General features: G+C 65.6%; 11 protein-coding genes and 1 pseudogene. 4 read left to right on the top strand and 8 right to left on the bottom strand.

All coding sequences use genetic code 11. The features are described 5' to 3' along the window. Nucleotides 1–178: 178 nt before the first annotated feature. Nucleotides 179–1,729 carry an AMP-binding protein gene (locus CT676_RS25095; RefSeq protein ID WP_071909070.1) on the bottom strand — a complete coding sequence of 517 codons (1,551 nt, stop codon included), beginning with the start codon at nucleotides 1,727–1,729 and terminating at the stop codon, nucleotides 179–181. A gap of 18 nt (nucleotides 1,730–1,747) precedes the next feature. Continuing rightward, a complete protein-coding gene (locus CT676_RS25090; protein WP_085404002.1) occupies nucleotides 1,748–2,902 on the bottom strand; it encodes an iron-containing alcohol dehydrogenase in 1,155 nt (384 codons plus the stop codon). A 338-nt stretch (nucleotides 2,903–3,240) separates the two neighbouring features. On the opposite strand from CT676_RS25090, the gene CT676_RS25085 reads away from it, so the two are divergent. From CT676_RS25085 to CT676_RS25075, 3 genes are all read left to right on the top strand, one after another. After that, nucleotides 3,241–4,452, top strand: a complete 1,212-nt coding sequence (locus CT676_RS25085; protein WP_085404001.1) for an efflux RND transporter periplasmic adaptor subunit — start codon at nucleotides 3,241–3,243, stop codon at nucleotides 4,450–4,452. Continuing rightward, nucleotides 4,449–7,619, top strand: a complete 3,171-nt coding sequence (locus CT676_RS25080) for a multidrug efflux RND transporter permease subunit (RefSeq protein ID WP_085404000.1) — start codon at nucleotides 4,449–4,451, stop codon at nucleotides 7,617–7,619. Before CT676_RS25085 ends, CT676_RS25080 begins: the two co-directional genes overlap by 4 nt. 284 nt (nucleotides 7,620–7,903) lie before the next feature. Continuing rightward, entirely contained in the window at nucleotides 7,904–9,097 is a 1,194-nt protein-coding gene (locus tag CT676_RS25075) for an ABC transporter substrate-binding protein (protein WP_063979973.1), read from the top strand. A 150-nt stretch (nucleotides 9,098–9,247) separates the two neighbouring features. Here CT676_RS25075 and CT676_RS25070 read toward each other — a convergent pair whose 3' ends face one another. Genes CT676_RS25070 through CT676_RS25055 form a run of 4 tightly spaced genes read right to left on the bottom strand, consistent with a single transcriptional unit; the run spans nucleotide 9,248 to nucleotide 13,846 of the window. Then, nucleotides 9,248–9,634: an MAPEG family protein gene (locus tag CT676_RS25070; protein WP_085403999.1), complete on the bottom strand. Its 387-nt coding sequence runs from the start codon at nucleotides 9,632–9,634 to the stop codon at nucleotides 9,248–9,250. Nucleotides 9,635–9,661: 27 nt separating this feature from the next. Next, nucleotides 9,662–10,744, bottom strand: a complete 1,083-nt coding sequence (locus tag CT676_RS25065; RefSeq protein ID WP_085403998.1) for a lipocalin-like domain-containing protein — start codon at nucleotides 10,742–10,744, stop codon at nucleotides 9,662–9,664. Next, complete coding sequence (locus CT676_RS25060) at nucleotides 10,734–13,196, bottom strand: ABC transporter permease (protein WP_135215585.1); 2,463 nt, start codon at nucleotides 13,194–13,196, stop codon at nucleotides 10,734–10,736. Before CT676_RS25060 ends, CT676_RS25065 begins: the two co-directional genes overlap by 11 nt. Next, nucleotides 13,193–13,846 (bottom strand): ABC transporter ATP-binding protein, encoded by a 654-nt coding sequence (locus CT676_RS25055; protein ID WP_085404087.1) that lies wholly within the window; start codon nucleotides 13,844–13,846, stop codon nucleotides 13,193–13,195. Before CT676_RS25055 ends, CT676_RS25060 begins: the two co-directional genes overlap by 4 nt. 146 nt (nucleotides 13,847–13,992) lie before the next feature. Here CT676_RS25055 and CT676_RS25050 point away from each other — a divergent pair, with 146 nt between their 5' ends. Beyond that, complete coding sequence (locus CT676_RS25050; RefSeq protein ID WP_085403996.1) at nucleotides 13,993–15,330, top strand: MFS transporter; 1,338 nt, start codon at nucleotides 13,993–13,995, stop codon at nucleotides 15,328–15,330. A 203-nt stretch (nucleotides 15,331–15,533) separates the two neighbouring features. On the opposite strand, the gene CT676_RS25045 is transcribed toward CT676_RS25050, so the two are convergent. Further along, nucleotides 15,534–17,252 carry an amidohydrolase family protein gene (locus CT676_RS25045; RefSeq protein ID WP_085403995.1) on the bottom strand — a complete coding sequence of 573 codons (1,719 nt, stop codon included), beginning with the start codon at nucleotides 17,250–17,252 and terminating at the stop codon, nucleotides 15,534–15,536. A 77-nt stretch (nucleotides 17,253–17,329) separates the two neighbouring features. After that, a pseudogene (locus tag CT676_RS25040) lies at nucleotides 17,330–17,444 on the bottom strand (IS110 family transposase); the annotation flags it as partial.

The following is a 17,444-nucleotide window of genomic DNA, read 5'->3' as shown; positions in this document are numbered from 1 at the left end:
ATGGTTCCTGTGCGCGCAGCTGTCTCAACAAACTGCGGCGTCGTCCCGGATAAGCGAAGCGCAGATCCGGGATCCATAACCACAGGAAGTCGTTTGATGAAGACTCGGAGTTGACTCCCGCCGGTGGTTATGGGTCCCGGGTTCGCGACTTCGTCGCGCCCCGGGACGACAGTGGGGCTCACACGATCCGTGACGTCTTGTTCCCCCAATAGCGGTCCCGCAGCAGCCGCTTGTACAGTTTGCCCGTCGGCAGCCGCGGCAGTTCCTTCTCGAAATCGACCGAGCGCGGCACCTTCTGCCGCGACAGCGATTGGCCGCAGAAGGCGATCAGTTCTTCGGCGAGCGCCTCGCCCGGCACGATGCCGGGCATCGGCTGCACCACCGCCTTCACCTCTTCGCCGAGATCGGGATTGGGCACGCCGAACACCGCGGCATCGGCGACCTTCGGATGGGTGATGAGCAGGTTCTCGCATTCCTGCGGATAGATGTTCACCCCGCCGGAGATGATCATGAAGGTCGCGCGGTCGGTCAAATAGAGGAAACGATCCTCGTCGACATAGCCGACGTCGCCGACCGTGCTCATGCTGCCGTCGGCCGAGCGCGCCTCCCTGGTCTTCTCGGGGTCGTTGAAATATTCGAACGACGATGCCGTCTTGAACCAGACCTGGCCCGGCGTGCCGGTCGGGCACGCCCTCATGTTCTCGTCGAGAATGTGGAGGTCGCCGAGCAGCACCTTGCCGACGGTGCCGCGGTGGCTAAGCCATTCCTCGCTGTTGCAGGCGGTGAAGCCGAGGCCTTCGGTCGCGCCGTAATATTCGTGGATGATCGGCCCCCACCATTTGATGATGTCGTCCTTGACCAATGCCGGGCAGGGCGCTGCGGCGTGGATCGCAATCTCCAGCGACGACAGGTCGTAGCGGTCGCGCACCTCCTCCGGCAGCTTCAGCATGCGCGAGAACATCGTCGGCACCAGCTGGGTGTGGGTGATGCCCCATTGCTGGACGAGCTGGAGATAACGTTCGGGATCGAACGTCTCCTTGATGATCACGGTGCCGCCCATGCGGATCGTGAGGTTCACCGCGGCTTGCGGCGCGGAGTGATAGAGGGGGGCAGGCGAGAGATAGACCATGCCCTCGCGGTAGCGCCAAAGCTTTGTCAGGAAATCGAACAGCGGCAGATTGTGCTTCGGCGGCTCCTCCGGCAGCGGGCGCAGGATGCCTTTCGGCCGTCCGGTCGTGCCGGATGAATAGAGCATGGCGGTGCCGAGCCATTCATCGGCGATCGGAGCCTCGGGCAGGTCGGCGGTCACCTCGGCGAGGCCGACGATGCGGTCGCTCTCGCCGGGGCCGTCGGCGACGATGCAGAGCTTGATGTCCGGACAGGCCTTGATCGCCTCGCGGGCGATGTCGAGTTTCGCAACGGACGTGATCAGGATTTTCGACTGGCTGTTGACGAGGAGATAGGCGAGCTCGCCCGGCGTCAGGAACGAGTTGATGCAGGTGTAGTACAGCCCGGAGCGCTCGCCCGCGCCGCATGCTTCGAGATAGCGCGAATTGTTCTCCATGAAGATCGAATAATGGTCGAGCCGCTTCAAGCCGTGCTCGCGGAACAGATGCGCCAGGCGGTTGCTGCGCGCATCGAGCTCGCGATAGGTGACGGCCTCGCCGGTTGCAGCCATGATGAATGCGGGCTGGAGCGGGCGTAGACGAGCATGCTGACCTGGATACATCAGTCCTCCGGCTTGAAATTATGCGGCGAGAAGCAGGATTTCGCGAATGTCGGCGGGGCCGTCGATCTTGCGCGGGTTGCGCGGGATCCAGTTCGTGCGCATCGCCTGTTCGGCGATGGCGTCGAAATGCTCAGGCGAGACGCGGACGTCGGCGAGGCTGCGCGGCATGCCGAGTGAGCGGATGAAGGCATCGAGCACGTCGCCGGCGTTGTGGCCGGGAAAACCCATCGCGGCGGCGACGATCATCTGGCGCTCGGCGTTGTCGCGCGCATTCCAGCGCATCACCGCGGGCAGCATGATGCAGGAGGTGTAGCCGTGCGGCACGTCGAAGGCCGCACCCAGCACATAGCCGATGCCGTGGCTCGCACCCATCGGCACGCCGGCGGCGAGCGCGCCCATCGACAGCCAGGTGCCGATCTGCGCATCCATGCGGGCGTCGAGGTCGGCAGGGTCGGCCTTCACCCGCGGCAGCGCGTCGGCGAGCATGGCCAGCCCCTTCACCGACTGCGCGTCGGCATAAGGATGCGTCTCGCGCGAGCAGATCGCCTCGACGCAATGGTCGACGGCGCGGATGCCGGTGGAGAGAAACAGCCATTCCGGCGTGCGCACGGTGATGGCGGGATCGAGAATGGTCGCACGCGGCACCGTGAGCGGATGCCGCAGCATCTGCTTCACATGCGTGGCGCGGTCGGTGACGCCCGCGATCGCGCTGAACTCGCCGCCGGCGATCGTGGTCGGCACGCTGATCTGCCGCACGTTAGGGGCGGTCATCTCGGGCGCGACGCCCTTGTGGACGCGGATGCGCTCGATGCCCTCGACGTCGTCGATGCCGTTGGCAAGGCAGAGCTGCACCGCCTTGGCGCCGTCGGTGATCGAGCCGCCGCCCACGGTGACGATCAGGTCGGCGTTCACTGCGCGCGCCGCATTGGTCGCCGCGATCACCGCCTCGCGCGGCGTATGCGCCGGCATGGCGTCGAACAGGCCGGCGCAGCGCGCGCCGAGCGCCTGTTTGATCTTCGCGATTTCGTCGGTCTGACGGTTCAGCGTGCCGGAGACCATCAGGAAGGCGCGGCGCGTCCCCAGCCGGTCCATCTGCGCAACGACGGCCTCGGCCGCGGGATGGCCGAACACGACCTCCTCGATCGCGCCGTAAACGACACGTCCCTGGTGCACGCCTGTCCTCCCAGGACAATTCGGCTTTGTTTTTCTGGGAGTAATCTAGCCGAGCGGACGGTGTCCGTCATGTGCGAAGACGCTGGCGACTTTCTTACCCTCCGCCTCCAGGGGAGGGTGGCGAGCGCCGCGTCTTGATTGCTGACCTTCCGCCGACGCGCATCAGCTGCCGCTTGTCATCATCTCTCTCGCTGTCAACCCGTCATCCGGCTAGGGCATCCTCCCAAGCGTTGCGCGCGCTTTCGTCTTGAAGATTTCATCATTGAAACCCATCTTGTGTCGCCCGCGGGTAGGCGAGTACGCTGCTTTTGCTGCGGCAAATGTGCGAGGGACTTGGGATGAGCGGACCGGACCGAAACGAGCATTTTGTCAAAACGCACGATTTCGTCCTACCTCGACTTTGCGCAATTGCCGGGCTCCTCGCCGCGACGTTCGCTCTCACTGGTTGCGGACAACCGGCCTCGCAGGCCGCCGCCCCACCGCCGCCGCCGGTGACCGTCGCCCAGCCCGTCAAGCGCACCGTCACCGATTGGGACGAGTTCACCGGCCGCTTCGAGGCGGTCGAGGAGGTGCAGGTGCGCCCCCGTGTCGGCGGCTTCGTCAACTCCGTCGAGTTCCAGGACGGCGCGATCGTGCATCAGGGCGACCTGCTCTACGTCATCGACCCGCGCCCGTTCGAGGCGGTGGCCGAGCAGGCGGACGGCCAGTTGTCCGACGCGCGTGCCAAGGTGGAGCTTGCCAAGCGCGAGCTCGACCGTGGTCTGAACCTGGTCCAGACCAGCGCGGTCTCCGAGCAGGCCGTCGACCAGCGCCGCCAGGCCCTGCAGGCGGCGCATGCCGCGGAGACGCAGGCCGCAGGTGCGCTGAAGGCCGCCCGGCTCAATATCGAGTTCACCCATGTGACCGCGCCGCTCACCGGCCGCGTCAGCCGCCATCTCGTCAGCCCCGGCAATCTCGTGCAAGGCAGCGATACCGGCACCTCGACGCTGCTCACCTCGATCGTCGCGCTCGACCCGATCTACGTCTATTTCGACATGGATGAAGCAACCTTCATCAAATACAGCAAGCTGTGGTTCGAAGGCCGCCGCCCGAGCTCGCGCGACACCGCGAACCCGGTGCAGGTGACGCTCGCCGGCGAGACCAAGCCGTCGCATGAGGGCACCATCAACTTCCTCGACAACCGCCTCGATGTTTCCACTGGCACGCTGCGCAGCCGCGCCGTGATCAAGAACACCGATCTCTCGATCCTGCCGGGCCAGTTCGGCCGCGTCCGGCTGATCGGCAGCGCGCCCTATGACGCGCTGCTGATTCCCGACGTCGCGGTCGCGACCGACCAGTCCCGCAAGATCGTGTTCGTCGTGAAGCCGGACGACACCGTCGAGGCGCGCCCCGTGGTGCTCGGTCCGCTCGATGAGGGCCTGCGCGTGATCCGCGAGGGGCTGAAGGCGGAGGACCGCGTCATCGTCAACGGCATCCAGCGCGCCCGCGTCGGCGCCAAGGTCGCTCCGTCTCCCGCGCCAGCGCCGGCCAAGTCCGGTGACAAGTCATGAACCTTGGCCGTCTCTCCATCAACCAGCCCATCCTGGCGATGGTGCTGTCGATCGTGCTGCTGATCGTCGGCGCGCTCGCCTATACGACGCTGCCGGTCTCCGAATATCCGCAAGTGGTGCCGCCGACGGTCGTCGTCACCACGCAATATCCGGGCGCCTCGGCGCAGACCGTGTCCGACACGGTCGCAGCTCCGATCGAGCAGCAGATCAACGGCGTCGAGGACATGCTGTATCTCTACAGCCAGGCGACCTCGAACGGGCAATTGACGATCACCGTCACCTTCAAGCTCGGCACCGATCTCGACAAGGCGCAGGTGCTGGTGCAGAACCGCGTCGCGATCGCACAGCCGCAGCTGCCGGACGAAGTGCAGCGCAACGGCGTCGTCACGCGCAAGAACTCGCCCGACATCCTGATGGTCGTGTTCATGCTGTCGCCGGACGATACGTTCGACCAGCTCTACATCTCCAATTACGCGCTGCTCCAGGTCCGTGACCAGTTGCTGCGGATCGACGGCGTCGGCGATATCCAGATCTTCGGCGCACGCGACTATTCGATGCGGCTCTGGCTCGACCCTGATCGTATCGCCAATCTCGGCCTGACCTCGACCGAGGTGCTGGCCGCGATCCGTGCCCAGAACGTCCAGATCGCGGGCGGCCAGATCGCCGAACCGCCGATCGCCGACCGGGCCTTCCAGCCAAACCTCGTTTTCACCGGGCGCCTCAAGGACCAGAAGCAGTTCGAGGACATCCTGATCAAGGCCGGCTCCGACGGCCGCACGGTGCGGCTGCGCGACGTCGCCCGCATCGAGCTCGGTGCTCTCGCCTACTCCACCAACAGCTTCCTGCTGCGCAAATCGGCGGTCGCCATGCTGGTGACGCAGCGGCCGGGATCGAACGCGCTCGCGACGGCGAAAAACATCTCCGACACGATGACGACGCTCAAGCAAAGCTTCCCGAAGGGCCTCGACTACAATATCGGCTACAACCCGACCGAGTTCATCGCGCAATCGGTCCACGAGCTGATCAAGACCATCTACGAGGCCATGCTGCTCGTGGTCATCGTGGTGCTGGTGTTCCTGCAAGGATGGCGGCCCGCGATCATTCCGATCATCGCGATCCCTGTCTCGCTGGTCGGCACCTTCGCGGTGATGGCGGCGCTCGGCTTCTCCATCAACAACCTCACCTTGTTCGGCCTCGTGCTTGCGGTTGGCATCGTGGTCGACGACGCCATCGTGGTGGTGGAGAATGTGGAGCGCCATCTCGAGCACGGCTTAAGTCGGCGCGATGCGGCGCTGAAGACCATGGAGGAGGTCGGCGGCGCGCTGGTCTCGATCGCGCTGGTGCTCTGCGCCGTGTTCGTGCCGACCGCATTCATTGGCGGCATCTCCGGGCAGTTCTTCCAGCAATTCGCCGTCACCATTGCGGTGGCGACCGCGATCTCCTGCTTCTGCTCGCTGACGCTGTCGCCGGCGCTGGCTTCGATGATCCTCACGCCGCACGCAGAGAAGCGACCGCCTGCCGCCTGGAATCTCCTCGCGCGTGGCTGGAATGCGTTCACCGGCGTCTTCAACCGCGTGTTCGATCGGCTCTCGCATGGTTATGCCGGCCTTGCCAATTTCGTGATCCGCCATTCGGTGGTGATGATCCTGATCTATGTCGTGCTGATCGGCAGCGCCGGCTGGCTGATCGCGACCACGCCGCAGGGCTTCATTCCCGCGCAGGATCGCGGCTACGTCATCATCTCCGTGCAATTGCCGGGCGCGGCGTCGCTGGCGCGCACCACCGAAGTCGTGCGCGAGATCGAGCGGATCTCGCTGGACACGCCCGGCATCGTCCGCGTCGCCGCCTTCGCCGGCTTCTCGGGCGCCACCCGCACGCAGGCGGGCAATGCTGCGGCGCTGTTCCCGGTGTTCGACGAGCCCGAGGCGCGGATGAAGAAGGGATTGTCTGCGAACGCCATCACGGTCGAACTGCGCAAGCGCCTGGCCGCAATCCAGGGCGCCTTCATCATCGTGATTCCGCCGCCGGCCGTGCCCGGCATCGGCACCGGCGGCGGCTTCACCATCCGCGTCCAGGACCGCCAGGGCCGAGGACCTGAGCTGCTCGCCGCGGCCACCGACGAGCTTGTCGCCGCGGCGCGCAAATCGCCGTTGCTGCTCGGCCCCACGGTTTTCTCCCCGTTCTCGGCCAACACGCCGCAGCTCTTCGTCGACATCGACCGCACCAAGGCGCAGAAGCTCGGCGTGCCCATCGCCAGCATCAACGACACGATCCAGACCTACTTCGGATCGACCTACGTCAACGACTTCAACCTGTTCGGCCGCACCTATCACGTCACCGCGCAGGCCGACTTCCCGTTCCGAAAAGAGCCCAGCGACCTCTCGCGCCTGCGCACGCGCAACGCCTCCGGCGACATGGTGATGCTCGGCAGCGTGGTCGAGTTCAAGGACGTCTCCGGCCCCGACCGCGTCGCACGCTACAATCTCTATGCTGCGTCCGAGCTCCAAGGCGAGCCGGCGCCGGGCACCAGCTCGACCACCGCGCTCAACACCATCAAGAAGCTCGCGGACGACATCTTGCCCAGCGGCTTCACCTTCGAATGGACCGATCTGTCCTATCAGCAGGTCACCGGCGGCAATGCGGGCCTGCTCGTGTTCCCGATCTGCGTGCTGTTCGTCTATCTCGTGCTCGCCGCGCAATATGGCAGCTGGACGCTTCCATTCGCGGTGATCCTGATCGTGCCGATGTGCCTGTTGGCCGCCACGATCGGCGTGCGCATCATGGGGCAGGACGTCAACATCCTCACCCAGATCGGATTCGTTGTTCTGGTGGGGTTAGCTGCAAAGAACGCGATCCTGATCGTCGAGTTCGCACGCGACATCGAGAAAGAAGGCAAGCCACGGCTGGAGGCCGTGATCGACGCCTGCCGCCTGCGCCTGCGGCCGATCCTGATGACCTCCTTCGCCTTCATCCTCGGCGTGCTGCCGCTGGTGATATCGTCCGGCTCCGGCTCGGAGATGCGGCAGGCGGTCGGCGTTGCCGTGTTCTTCGGCATGATCGGCGTCACCCTGTTCGGCCTGCTGTTCACCCCGATCTTCTATGTGGTGGTGCGGAACCTGGCGGAAGGGCGGAACGAGGGGAAGAAGCCGGAGGTGGTGGCTTCGTAATATTGGTGGTGGCCGCCGGCTTATCCAAATCCTCGATGTCGTCCCCGCGAAGGCGGGGACCCATAACCACAGGGAGGAGTTTGGCGAAGGCTGGCAACCACTAGCTCGCGCCAAACTCCTCCCTGTGGTTATGGGCCCCGGATCTGCGCTGCGCTTGTCCGGGGCGACACCAATTTTGTAGCTGGCGCCCATACTAACGATCAACATGAAATGGATGGGCAGGCGCGGGGTTCTTCACTAGTATCCGCGCGATTTCAAAACAGAAAACTGCTGGGAGCCAACATATGAAATCAGCACTTTTGGCCGCTGTCGCAACGTCTGCTCTGTTGCTGGCTGCGCCGGCCTTCGCGCAAGGCGTCAAGATCGGCATTCTCAACGATCAGTCCGGCGTCTATGCCGACTACGGCGGCAAATACTCGGTCGAAGCCGCCAAGATGGCGATCGAGGATTTCGGCGGTGAAGTGCTTGGTCAGAAGATCGAGATGGTCACCGCCGATCACCAGAACAAGCCGGATCTCGCCACGTCGATCGCGCGGCGCTGGTACGATGTCGAGAACGTGGACATGATCACGGAGCTGACGACCTCCTCGGTCGCGCTCGCGATCCACGAGCTCTCCAAGGAAAAGAAGAAGATCGACATCGTCGTCGGCGCCGCGACCTCGCGCCTCACCGGCGATGCCTGCCAGCCCTACGGCTTCCACTGGGCCTATGACACCCGTGCGCTCGGCGTCGGCACCGGCGGCGCGCTGACCAAAGCGGGCGGCGACACCTGGTTCTTCCTCACTGCCGACTATGCCTTCGGCTATGCGCTGGAGAAGGACACCAGCGAGATCGTCACCGCCAATGGCGGCAAGGTGGCCGGCTCGGTCCGCGTGCCGCTCAACTCGTCGGACTTCTCCTCCTTCCTGCTCCAGGCGCAGAGCTCGAAGGCGAAGATCGTCGGCCTCGCCAATGCCGGCCTCGACACCACCAACTCGATCAAGCAGGCGGCCGAGTTCGGCATCGTCTCCGGCGGCCAGAAGCTCGCCGGCCTCCTGATGACGCTCGCCGAGGTGAATGGTCTCGGTCTGCAGGCCGCGCAAGGCCTGGTGCTGACCGAGGGCTATTACTGGGACCTCAACGACCGCACCCGCCATTTCGGCGAACGCTTCTTCAAGCGCACCAGCCGGATGCCGAACATGATCCAGGCCGGCACCTATTCGGCGACGCTGAGCTATCTCAAGGCGGTCAAGGCCGCCGGCACCAAGGACCCCGACGCGGTCGCCAAGAAGCTGAAGGAGCTGCCGGTCGACGACGACTTTGCGCAGGGCGGCAAGGTGCTCGAGAACGGCCGCATGGTCCACGACATGTATCTGTTCGAGGTCAAGAAGCCGTCGGAGTCGAAGAAGCCGTGGGACTATTACAAGCTGCTCGCAACCGTCCCAGGCGACAAGGCGTTCTTCGCCGCCAAGGACAGCGGCTGCCCGCTGACGAAGTAAGGCTCTCGTGTCCCGGACGCGCTGCAGCGTGAAACGCTGCTGCGCAGAGCCGGGACCCACATTTCTCCATAGGGCGAGACCAGATTGGGTTCCGGTGCAGCGTTACACGCTGCACCGCGCCCGGAAGGCGAGCGCGCGTGATGCCCCGCCTCACACCATCCGCAACACCACCGCCCCCAATGCCCCCGCCCACAGCGCAATCGCTGCGATGCCCTGGATCGCAAAGCCCGGGCCGCGCTTTGCCGCCGCCTGCGAATAGCCGATGAAGTAGACGATGCGGCCGATGATCCAGACCGCGCCGATTCCCGCTGCAATGGCGTCGCCGATATAGATCGCGAACAGCCAGAGCGCCGGCAGGAAGACCGGCATCCATTCCAGCGTGTTCGCCTGGATGCGGAAGGCGCGCTCGAAATCCGGGTGGCCTGACATTGCCGGCACCTTGACACCGGTCTTGGTGCGCGAGCGCGAGACGTTGATGCAGGTGAACATGTAGAATGCGATCGCCAGCAGCGTGACGAGGGCGGTGAGATGATACATCGCAGATCCTTTTGAGGAGGTCGCGCTTCAATAGCCGGTCAGCTCGAGGTAGCCAACGCCGTCATGCGTGCCGGCAAAGCTGATCGGCCCTTCCCAATAGGAGAAGCCGGTTCCCATCCAGGCTTTTGGGTTAAGCGGCTTGCAGGCAATCGAAAATGATCGTGAGGGGATCGCGATCTGCCATTCCACCGGCAGCTTGCGCCCCGCGATCTCGGCGGTCGCTTTCGGACTCATCTGGATATCGCCACCCGCGATCATCTGCGTGTCGCCCGCGGCGCTGATCCAGTTGCCGAACGGATACTCCTGGCCGTCCTTCTGCCGCAGCCGGTACAGCATCAGCTTGTCGCCGGATGCGAGATGTAGCGACAGCCAGTCCCAGCCGGTCTGGTCGGCATCGAGCGGCTGGCTGCTCCACTCGCGGTCCATCCAGGCCTGGCCCGAGACATCGACGGATTTGTCGTCGATCGTGAGGCTGCCGCGGGCGCGGTAGAACGGCTGGCTGTAATAGTAGGACGCCTGCCCGCGCTCGGACTTGCGGCTGAAACCGTGATCGCCCTGCAGCACCACGGGACGATCGGCCTCCAGTGTGAGCGAATAACTGAAATCGGTGCCCGAAGCCTTCAGCGTCAGCGGCGCCAATGTGCGATCGTCGGTGCGCTCAAAACCCTTCATCTCCCAATCGTCGATCCACGCCGCAAATGGCTTTGCGGTGACGCCGGCCTGTCCAATGCCGCCGCGTGCAAACACCTCGCTGAAGCGGTGAGTATCAGCGCGCGTCACCGCCGCATGCGCCATCCAGATCTGCTGATTGGCCCAGCCCTCTCCTTGCGGGCCCGACTGCGCCGCCTGGCGGAACAGCGTAAATTGCAGGCCGCACGCCGCGCCGCTGCCATCGACAAGGTTCGCGGTGAGATACCACCATTCGATACGAAACTCCGGATGCGGGCCGTGATCGGCCGGGAAGCTGAACGTCTTTCCCGGCGTCACCTTCGCAAAGCCGTCGGCGGTCTCGCCGAGCCCGGCATAACCTTGCGCGCCAGCGCGGCGGGCAGCCGCGAGTGCGGCGATGCCGCCGGCAAAGGCGCGCCGCGTGATTTTATCAGCGCTCATTGGCAAACACCTTGACGAGGCTCGCCGGCTGCATCCGCGCCAGTCGTATCATCGGCAGCAGCGCGGCAAGCAGCGAAGCGATCAGCGCGACCGCGACCAGCTCCACCAGCTGCAGCGGAAACACGTGGAACGGCAGCCGCCAGCCGAACGCCTTCACATTGACGATTGCGATCAGGCACCACGCCACCAGCAATCCGAGCGGCACGGCCAGCAGCGCCGTGAACAGCGCAACCGACAATGTCTTGGTCAGTTCGATCGCGGCAAGGCGCGGCCGCGTGATGCCGATCGCCCACAGCGGCGCGAGCTGCGGCAGGCGGGAATTCGCCAGTGTCAGCAGGCTGGTCAAAAGCGCGATGCCGGCCACGCCGAGCGTGAAGGCATTGAGCGCTGACGTCACCGCAAAGGTGCGGTTGAAGATCCGGATCGATTCCGCCTTCACCGTCGCCTGATCGGCGACGCTGCGGTCGTCGAGCGCGAATTGCTTCTGCAACGCCGCGATCAGGCCGGGGATATTTTCCTTCGCGACGATCAGGCCGATGCGCGTCTGCGGCGTCTGCGGAAAGTGCCGGATCAGCGCCGCGACGTTGACGGCGAGCTGCCCCTTGGGGTTGCCGTAATCGGCATAGATGCCGGCGATGTCGAGCTCCCAGGTGCCGCCCGGCGCCGGCACCTCGATGACATCGCCGACGCGGACGTTGAGGCGGCGGCTCAGCTGCTCGCTGATGAAAGCGGCATCGCCGGGCACGAGCTGGGTCCAGGCGCGCGGCGCGGTCTCCAGCAGCGGCCAGCGTTCGCGATAGAGCGCGTGATCGGGCAGGCCGAGCAGCTCCACCGGCTGCCCCTGAACCTGCGTATCGGCGCGTCCGCCCGACAGGATCGCCTGCACGTCGCTGCGCTCCTTCAGCCAGCTCCGGATCGCAACGCCTTGCGCATTGTCGGAGGCGCTGATGTAGACGTCGGCGGCAAGCCGCCCGTTGAGCCAGCCGACGAAGGTGCGGCTGAAGGTCTCCACCATGGTGGACACCCCGACATTGACGGCCAGCGCGAGCAGCAGCGCCATCAGGGCCAGCGACAAGCCGGAGAGCTGTTGCCGGCTGTCCGCCCAGAACCACAGCGCCAGCGGCCCCTTCGCCCAGCGCTGGCCCACGAGCAGGATGATTTCTAGGAATGCCGGCAGGATCAGCGCCGCGCCGAACATCAATGCGGCCAGCACGCCGAATCCCGCAATCAGCGATTGTCCGTAGTGAAGCAACAGCAGCGCGACCGCGAACACGGCGCAGGCCGCAATGCTCTGCAGGACCAGCCAGCGGCGCTGCCGCTGCTGCCAGGCGTAGGGCTGCGCGGTCGCCAGCACCGGCATCCTGATCGCCTTGATCAGGCTGGTCGCCGCCGCCACGATCGCGCCGGCGATGCTGATGCCGATACCGGCGAGCCACCATTCGGAGCGCAGTGTGAGCTGTCCCGGGATCTGCGCGCCATAGAGCCCGCGCAGCGACGCCGCGACATCGGGCAACAGCGCGGCCGCGATGAAATAGCCGCAGACGAGCCCGATCAGTCCTGCGACCAGCGCCAGCGCCACCAGTTCGACCACCAGCACCGTGTTGACCAGCCGCGCCGAGGCACCGCAGGCCCGCAACGTGCGCAGCATCGGCAACCGCTGCTCGAAGGCGAGGCCGACGGCGGAGTTGACGATGAAGAGACCGACGAAGAACGACAGCAGGCCGAAGGCGGTGAGGTTGAGATGGAAGCTGTCGGTGAGGCGCTCCAGCTCCGTCTCCGCATTCGGCTCGACCAGCTGCAACTGCTCGCCAACGACGCTCGCCAGTGGCGCCGGCTTGCCCTTGGGCTTGCCGATCAAAAGCCGCGACACCTGGTCCGGCTTGTTCAGCAGCCGCTGCGCGACGCCGATGTCGACGACCAGTACGCCGGCCACGAGTTGCGGCAGCACGCGCAGCGGCGGCAGTTTTGCGCCGTTGCTGATCGGCGGTGCCGCGCCTTCCGGTTCCTGCAGATCGCTCAGCGTCTCCCGCGCCACCAATGTCTGGCCGGGCGGCGCAACGAAACTGCTCAAATCCGGGGCGCCGAGGCGTGGCGCGTTGCCGACGTCGGCCGGCATCGTGATCGGCTCGATGCCGAGCAGCCGCACCGAACGCCCGTTGACCTGGACGCGGCCTTCCAGCACCGGCGAGACCGGCCAGCCCGCGCGGCGGAGTTTTATGAACAGCTCCTGCGAAAAGGTCGCTGCATCAGGCGCCACCAGCATCGCCGTGCGCACGCCGCCGAACGTCGCCGCCGCGCGGTCATAGGCATTGCGGGCCTGCTGGTTGATCGCCTGCACGCCGCTCCACAATGCGGTCGCCGCGATCAGCCCGATCAGGAGCGTCGCGAACTGCATCTTGTGCCGTCGCCAATGGCTCAGGAGAACCGCGAGGACCCACAGCGCGCGCCTCATGCGATCCGCCCCGCATGCAAGGTGACGTGGCGGTCGAGCGTGCCGGCCAGATGCAGGCTGTGCGTCACCATCAGGAAGCCGCAGCCGGTGCGCGTGACGAGATCGCGCGTCAGCGCCAGCACGTCGTCGGCGGTGTCCTCATCCAGGTTGCCGGTCGGTTCGTCCGCCAACAGCAGCGAGGGCTTGGTCGCCAGCGCCCGGCCGATCGCGACCCGCTGCTGCTGGCCGCCTGATAATTGCTCTGGATATCGCTTGAGCAGGCTGCTGAGCCCGAGCCGCTCGATCAGCTCTTTTGACCAGGCCGCATCGTGACGGCCGGCGATCCGCGCCTGGAAGACCAGATTGTCGGCGACCGACAGGCTCGGGATCAGATTGAACTGCTGAAAAACCAGGCCGATCCGGTCGCGCCGCAGCTCGGCCCGGCCGGCGTCCGAGAGCTTGGTCACCTCGGTGTCCTCCAGGCGAATTGTGCCGCTGTCGGCGGCATCGAGACCCGCAATCAGGTGCAACAGCGTGCTCTTGCCGCTGCCGGACTCGCCGGTCAGCGCGACGCGCTCGCCGGCCTTGAGGTCGAGGTCGACACCACGCAGCACGTGGACCGGCTCGCCGGCCGAGGAGAAGGTCTTTGAGAGGTTTCGGATGCTCAGCAAGGTCAATGCGCCGGACGGAATTAACTCAATGCTGCGTAGCACACTTGCCGTGGAAATGCCGGGGTTGCGTTGGCCTTGAAGCCGTTGTTAGCTCCCAAAACGGCCAAATCAAAAACGTGCCGACAAAAAGACATACGGGGAGATTGATGAGCGCTCAGGGAACGCCCGACGTTGCGGGCAGGACGGCAGGGGAAGTCAAGGCAACGCCGAAGGGCGCCTGGACCGTCACTTTTCTCCTCTTTCTCTTCATGGTGGTGAACTTCGCGGACAAGATCGTCGTCGGTCTCGCCGGCGTGCCGATCATGACCGACCTGAAGCTCGATGCCGAGCAATTCGGCCTGCTCGGCTCCTCGTTCTTCTTCCTGTTCTCGATCTCGGCCATCGTGGTCGGCTTCATCGTCAACAAGGTGCCGACGCGCTGGGTGCTGCTGACGCTGGCGGTGATCTGGGCGCTGGCGCAGTTCCCGATGGTGGGCACCGTCTCGTTCACCACGCTGCTGATCTGCCGCATCGTGCTGGGCGCTGGCGAAGGACCTGCCTTCTCGGTCGCAGCCCACGCCATCTACAAATGGTTCCCCGACGAGAAGCGCACGCTGCCGACCGCGATCCTGTCGCAAGGCTCGGCCTTCGGCGTCATCCTCGCCGTGCCGGCGTTGAACTGGGTCATCGTCAATCACTCCTGGCACTACGCCTTCGGCGCGCTTGGCGTCGTCGGCCTGCTCTGGGTCTGCGCCTGGCTGACGTTCGGCAAGGAAGGCCCGCTCGAGGATACGCAGGTTCTCGCCGTCACCGAGCCGAAAATCCCTTATGTGCAGCTGCTGACCTCGCGCACCTTCCTCGGCTGCGTGATCGCGACCTTCGGCGCCTATTGGGCGCTGTCGCTCGGCCTCACCTGGTTCACGCCCTTCATCGTCAAGGGCCTGGGCTTCTCGCAGAGCCAGGCCGGCTACGTCTCGATCCTGCCCTGGGTGTTCGGCGCGACCGTCGTCATCCTCACGGGGTGGGTCTCGCAGGTGATGATGGCGCGCGGCTACACCACGCGCATCTCGCGCGGCGTGCTCGGCTCGGTGCCGCTGATCATCGGCGGCCTGATCCTGGCGATGATGGCGCATGTGCAGGGTGCTGGCCTGCAGATCGCGCTGCTCGTCGTCGGCTCCGGCCTGTGCGGGGCGATCTACGTCGTCTGCCCGCCGATGCTCGGCGAGTTCACCCCGGCGTCGCAGCGCGGCGCGGTCATCGCGATCTACGGCGCGCTGTACACGCTGTCGGGCATCATTGCGCCGAACGTGATGGGCACCGTGATCCAGCGCGCCGGCAACATGGTCGACGGCTACCTGACCGGCTTCACCATCAACGCGGTGGTCATGGTCGGCTCCGGCGTCATCGGTCTGATGCTGCTCTGGCCGAACACGGAAAAGGCCAGGCTGACCCGTGGTGCGGCTCCGCAGGCCGCGGCGCTGAAGGGCGCCGTGTCGCCGACGTAAGGGGCGCGATTGCTCCAGGCACACTGTCGTCCCGGGGCGTGCGAAGCGCGAGCCCGGGACCCATAACCACAGGGAGTGGTTTGGCGATGACTCGGAGTGACCAGCGTGGCGCCGCAACGAATCCCTGTGGATATGGATCCCCGCGTTCGCGGGGATGACAGCGAGAGTGAGGCGCGGCTTTCGCGCCTCAGACTCGGTCTTCGCTAGCTCGCCATCCCCTGCGCACCCCGGATCAACTTCCCCGGTCGCCTTCCCGTGGCCTCACCGTGCCGCCGCGTCACCACGCCCGACACGATCGTCGCGTCATAGCCGTCGACATCCTGCAACAGCCGCCGCCCGCCGACCGGCAGATCGTAATGCACCTTCGGCGGATGCAGATGCAGCCGGTCGTAGTCGATCACGTTGACGTCGGCCTTGTACCCGGGAGCAACGAGCCCGCGATCGGTGAGGCCGACCGAGAGCGCGGTCTTGCGCGACTGCGCGGCGACCACGAAGGGAATCGTGAGCTTCTCGCCGCGCGTGCGGTCGCGGGTCCAGTGCGTCAGCAGATAGGTCGGGAAGCTCGCGTCGCAGATGATGCCGCAATGCGCGCCGCCGTCGGAGAGGCCCGGCACCGATTGCGGATCGATCAGCATCTCGCGCGTCGCGTCGAGATTGCCGTCGGCATAGTTGAGGAAGGGCACGTAGAGCATGCCGCGGCCCTCGTCGGAGAGCATCGCATCGTAGGCGAGCTCTTCCGGCTGGCGGCCCTGCTTGCGCGCCTGCGGCCCCAGCGCGTTCTCCGGCGGCTGCTCGTAATCGGGGGGATCGCCGAGCAAAAACATCTTGTCGTAGTTGGGCCGGAAGAACAGCGGATCGTCGGTCGCGGTCGCCGTCTCGCTCAGGATCGCCTTGCGCACTTCCGGCCGATGCAGCCGCGCCAGCCGCTCCCTGAGCGGCAGATGCGCGATCGCCTTGTAGCTCGGATGGGTCTGGAACGGATTGCGCGACAGCTCGAGCCCAAGCAGCAGGCCGACCGGGCGCGCCGCGATCTGCGCGGTGATGGAGAGGCCGCGCTTCGCCGCCGCATTGATCTCGTCCAGCGTCTGGCGCCAGCGGTTTGGCGCCTTGTCGTTCTGCGTGATCGAGAACGAGATCGGGCACTTTGTGCTGTCGGCCACCCGCAGCATCATCGGCAGATCTTCGTGGAGGGTGGAGAGGTCGAGCACGAATTGCAGCACGCTGCGGCCTTCGCGATGCATCGCGCCGGCAATGGCGGTGAGCTCGTCCTCGCCGGCCTTCAGCGTCGGCGTGAAATCGCCGGTCGAGGTGCGGTGGTTGAGCGTGCGTGAGGTCGAGAAGCCCAGCGCGCCCGAGCGCACCGCTTCGCCCGCGAGTTTCGCCATTGCCGCATTGTCCTCGGCGGTCGAGGGATCGCGGCGCGCGCCGCGTTCGCCCATGACATAGACGCGTAGCGCCGCATGCGGCAGCTGCGCGCCGACGTCGATGTCGAAATCGCGCTTCGACAGCCAGTTCATGTAATCCGGAAAGCTTTCCCACGCCCAGGGAATGCCGGCGCTCAGCACCGGCTCGGGAATGTCCTCGACGCCCTCCATGAGCTGGATCAGGCGGATGTGGTCGGCGGGCTTGCACGGCGCAAAGCCGACGCCGCAATTGCCCATGATCGCCGTGGTGACGCCGTTCTGCGACGACGGCGTGATGTCCTGGCTCCAGGTGACCTGGCCGTCATAATGGGTGTGCACGTCGACGAAGCCCGGCGTGACGAGCTTGCCGCGCGCGTCGATCTCTTCCTGTCCCTTCGCGGAGATCTTCCCGACCTCGGTGATCTTGCCGGCGGTGATGGCGACGTCGGCTTCAAACAGCTCGCCGCCGCTTCCATCCGCGACGGTGCCGCCGCGGATCACGAGATCAGGGGTGCTCATGGTGTTTCTTCCCAGTTTGTTGTTTTGCGTTTCTCTGTCCGTCGTCCCGGACAAGCGAAGCGCAGATCCGGCAACTGTTATGTCGGCTTGGCCTTCAGGTAGGGCTTCCTGTCGCGCATCATGGCGTTGAGGACCGTCAGCAGCTTCCTGGCGACGGCAATGAGGGCGAGTTTGGCTGGTTTGCCGGCCTGT

The sequence above is a fragment of the Bradyrhizobium sp. MOS001 genome (assembly GCF_004634465.1).
In the GTDB taxonomy this organism is placed as follows: domain Bacteria; phylum Pseudomonadota; class Alphaproteobacteria; order Rhizobiales; family Xanthobacteraceae; genus Bradyrhizobium; species Bradyrhizobium barranii.
This window is presented reverse-complemented; position numbering and strand designations above follow the sequence as displayed.

Excerpts from the sequence above, each read along its gene's own strand:
- CT676_RS25065 (WP_085403998.1), bottom strand. The coding sequence starts at position 10,744 with ATGAGCGCTGATAAAATCACGCGGCGCGCCTTTGCCGGCGGCATCGCC.
- CT676_RS25060 (WP_135215585.1), bottom strand. The coding sequence starts at position 13,196 with ATGAGGCGCGCGCTGTGGGTCCTCGCGGTTCTCCTGAGCCATTGGCGA.
- CT676_RS25070 (WP_085403999.1), bottom strand. The coding sequence starts at position 9,634 with ATGTATCATCTCACCGCCCTCGTCACGCTGCTGGCGATCGCATTCTAC.
- CT676_RS25085 (WP_085404001.1), top strand. The coding sequence starts at position 3,241 with ATGAGCGGACCGGACCGAAACGAGCATTTTGTCAAAACGCACGATTTC.
- CT676_RS25095 (WP_071909070.1), bottom strand. The coding sequence starts at position 1,729 with ATGTATCCAGGTCAGCATGCTCGTCTACGCCCGCTCCAGCCCGCATTC.
- CT676_RS25080 (WP_085404000.1), top strand. The coding sequence starts at position 4,449 with ATGAACCTTGGCCGTCTCTCCATCAACCAGCCCATCCTGGCGATGGTG.
- CT676_RS25075 (WP_063979973.1), top strand. The coding sequence starts at position 7,904 with ATGAAATCAGCACTTTTGGCCGCTGTCGCAACGTCTGCTCTGTTGCTG.
- CT676_RS25045 (WP_085403995.1), bottom strand. The coding sequence starts at position 17,252 with ATGAGCACCCCTGATCTCGTGATCCGCGGCGGCACCGTCGCGGATGGA.
- CT676_RS25050 (WP_085403996.1), top strand. The coding sequence starts at position 13,993 with ATGAGCGCTCAGGGAACGCCCGACGTTGCGGGCAGGACGGCAGGGGAA.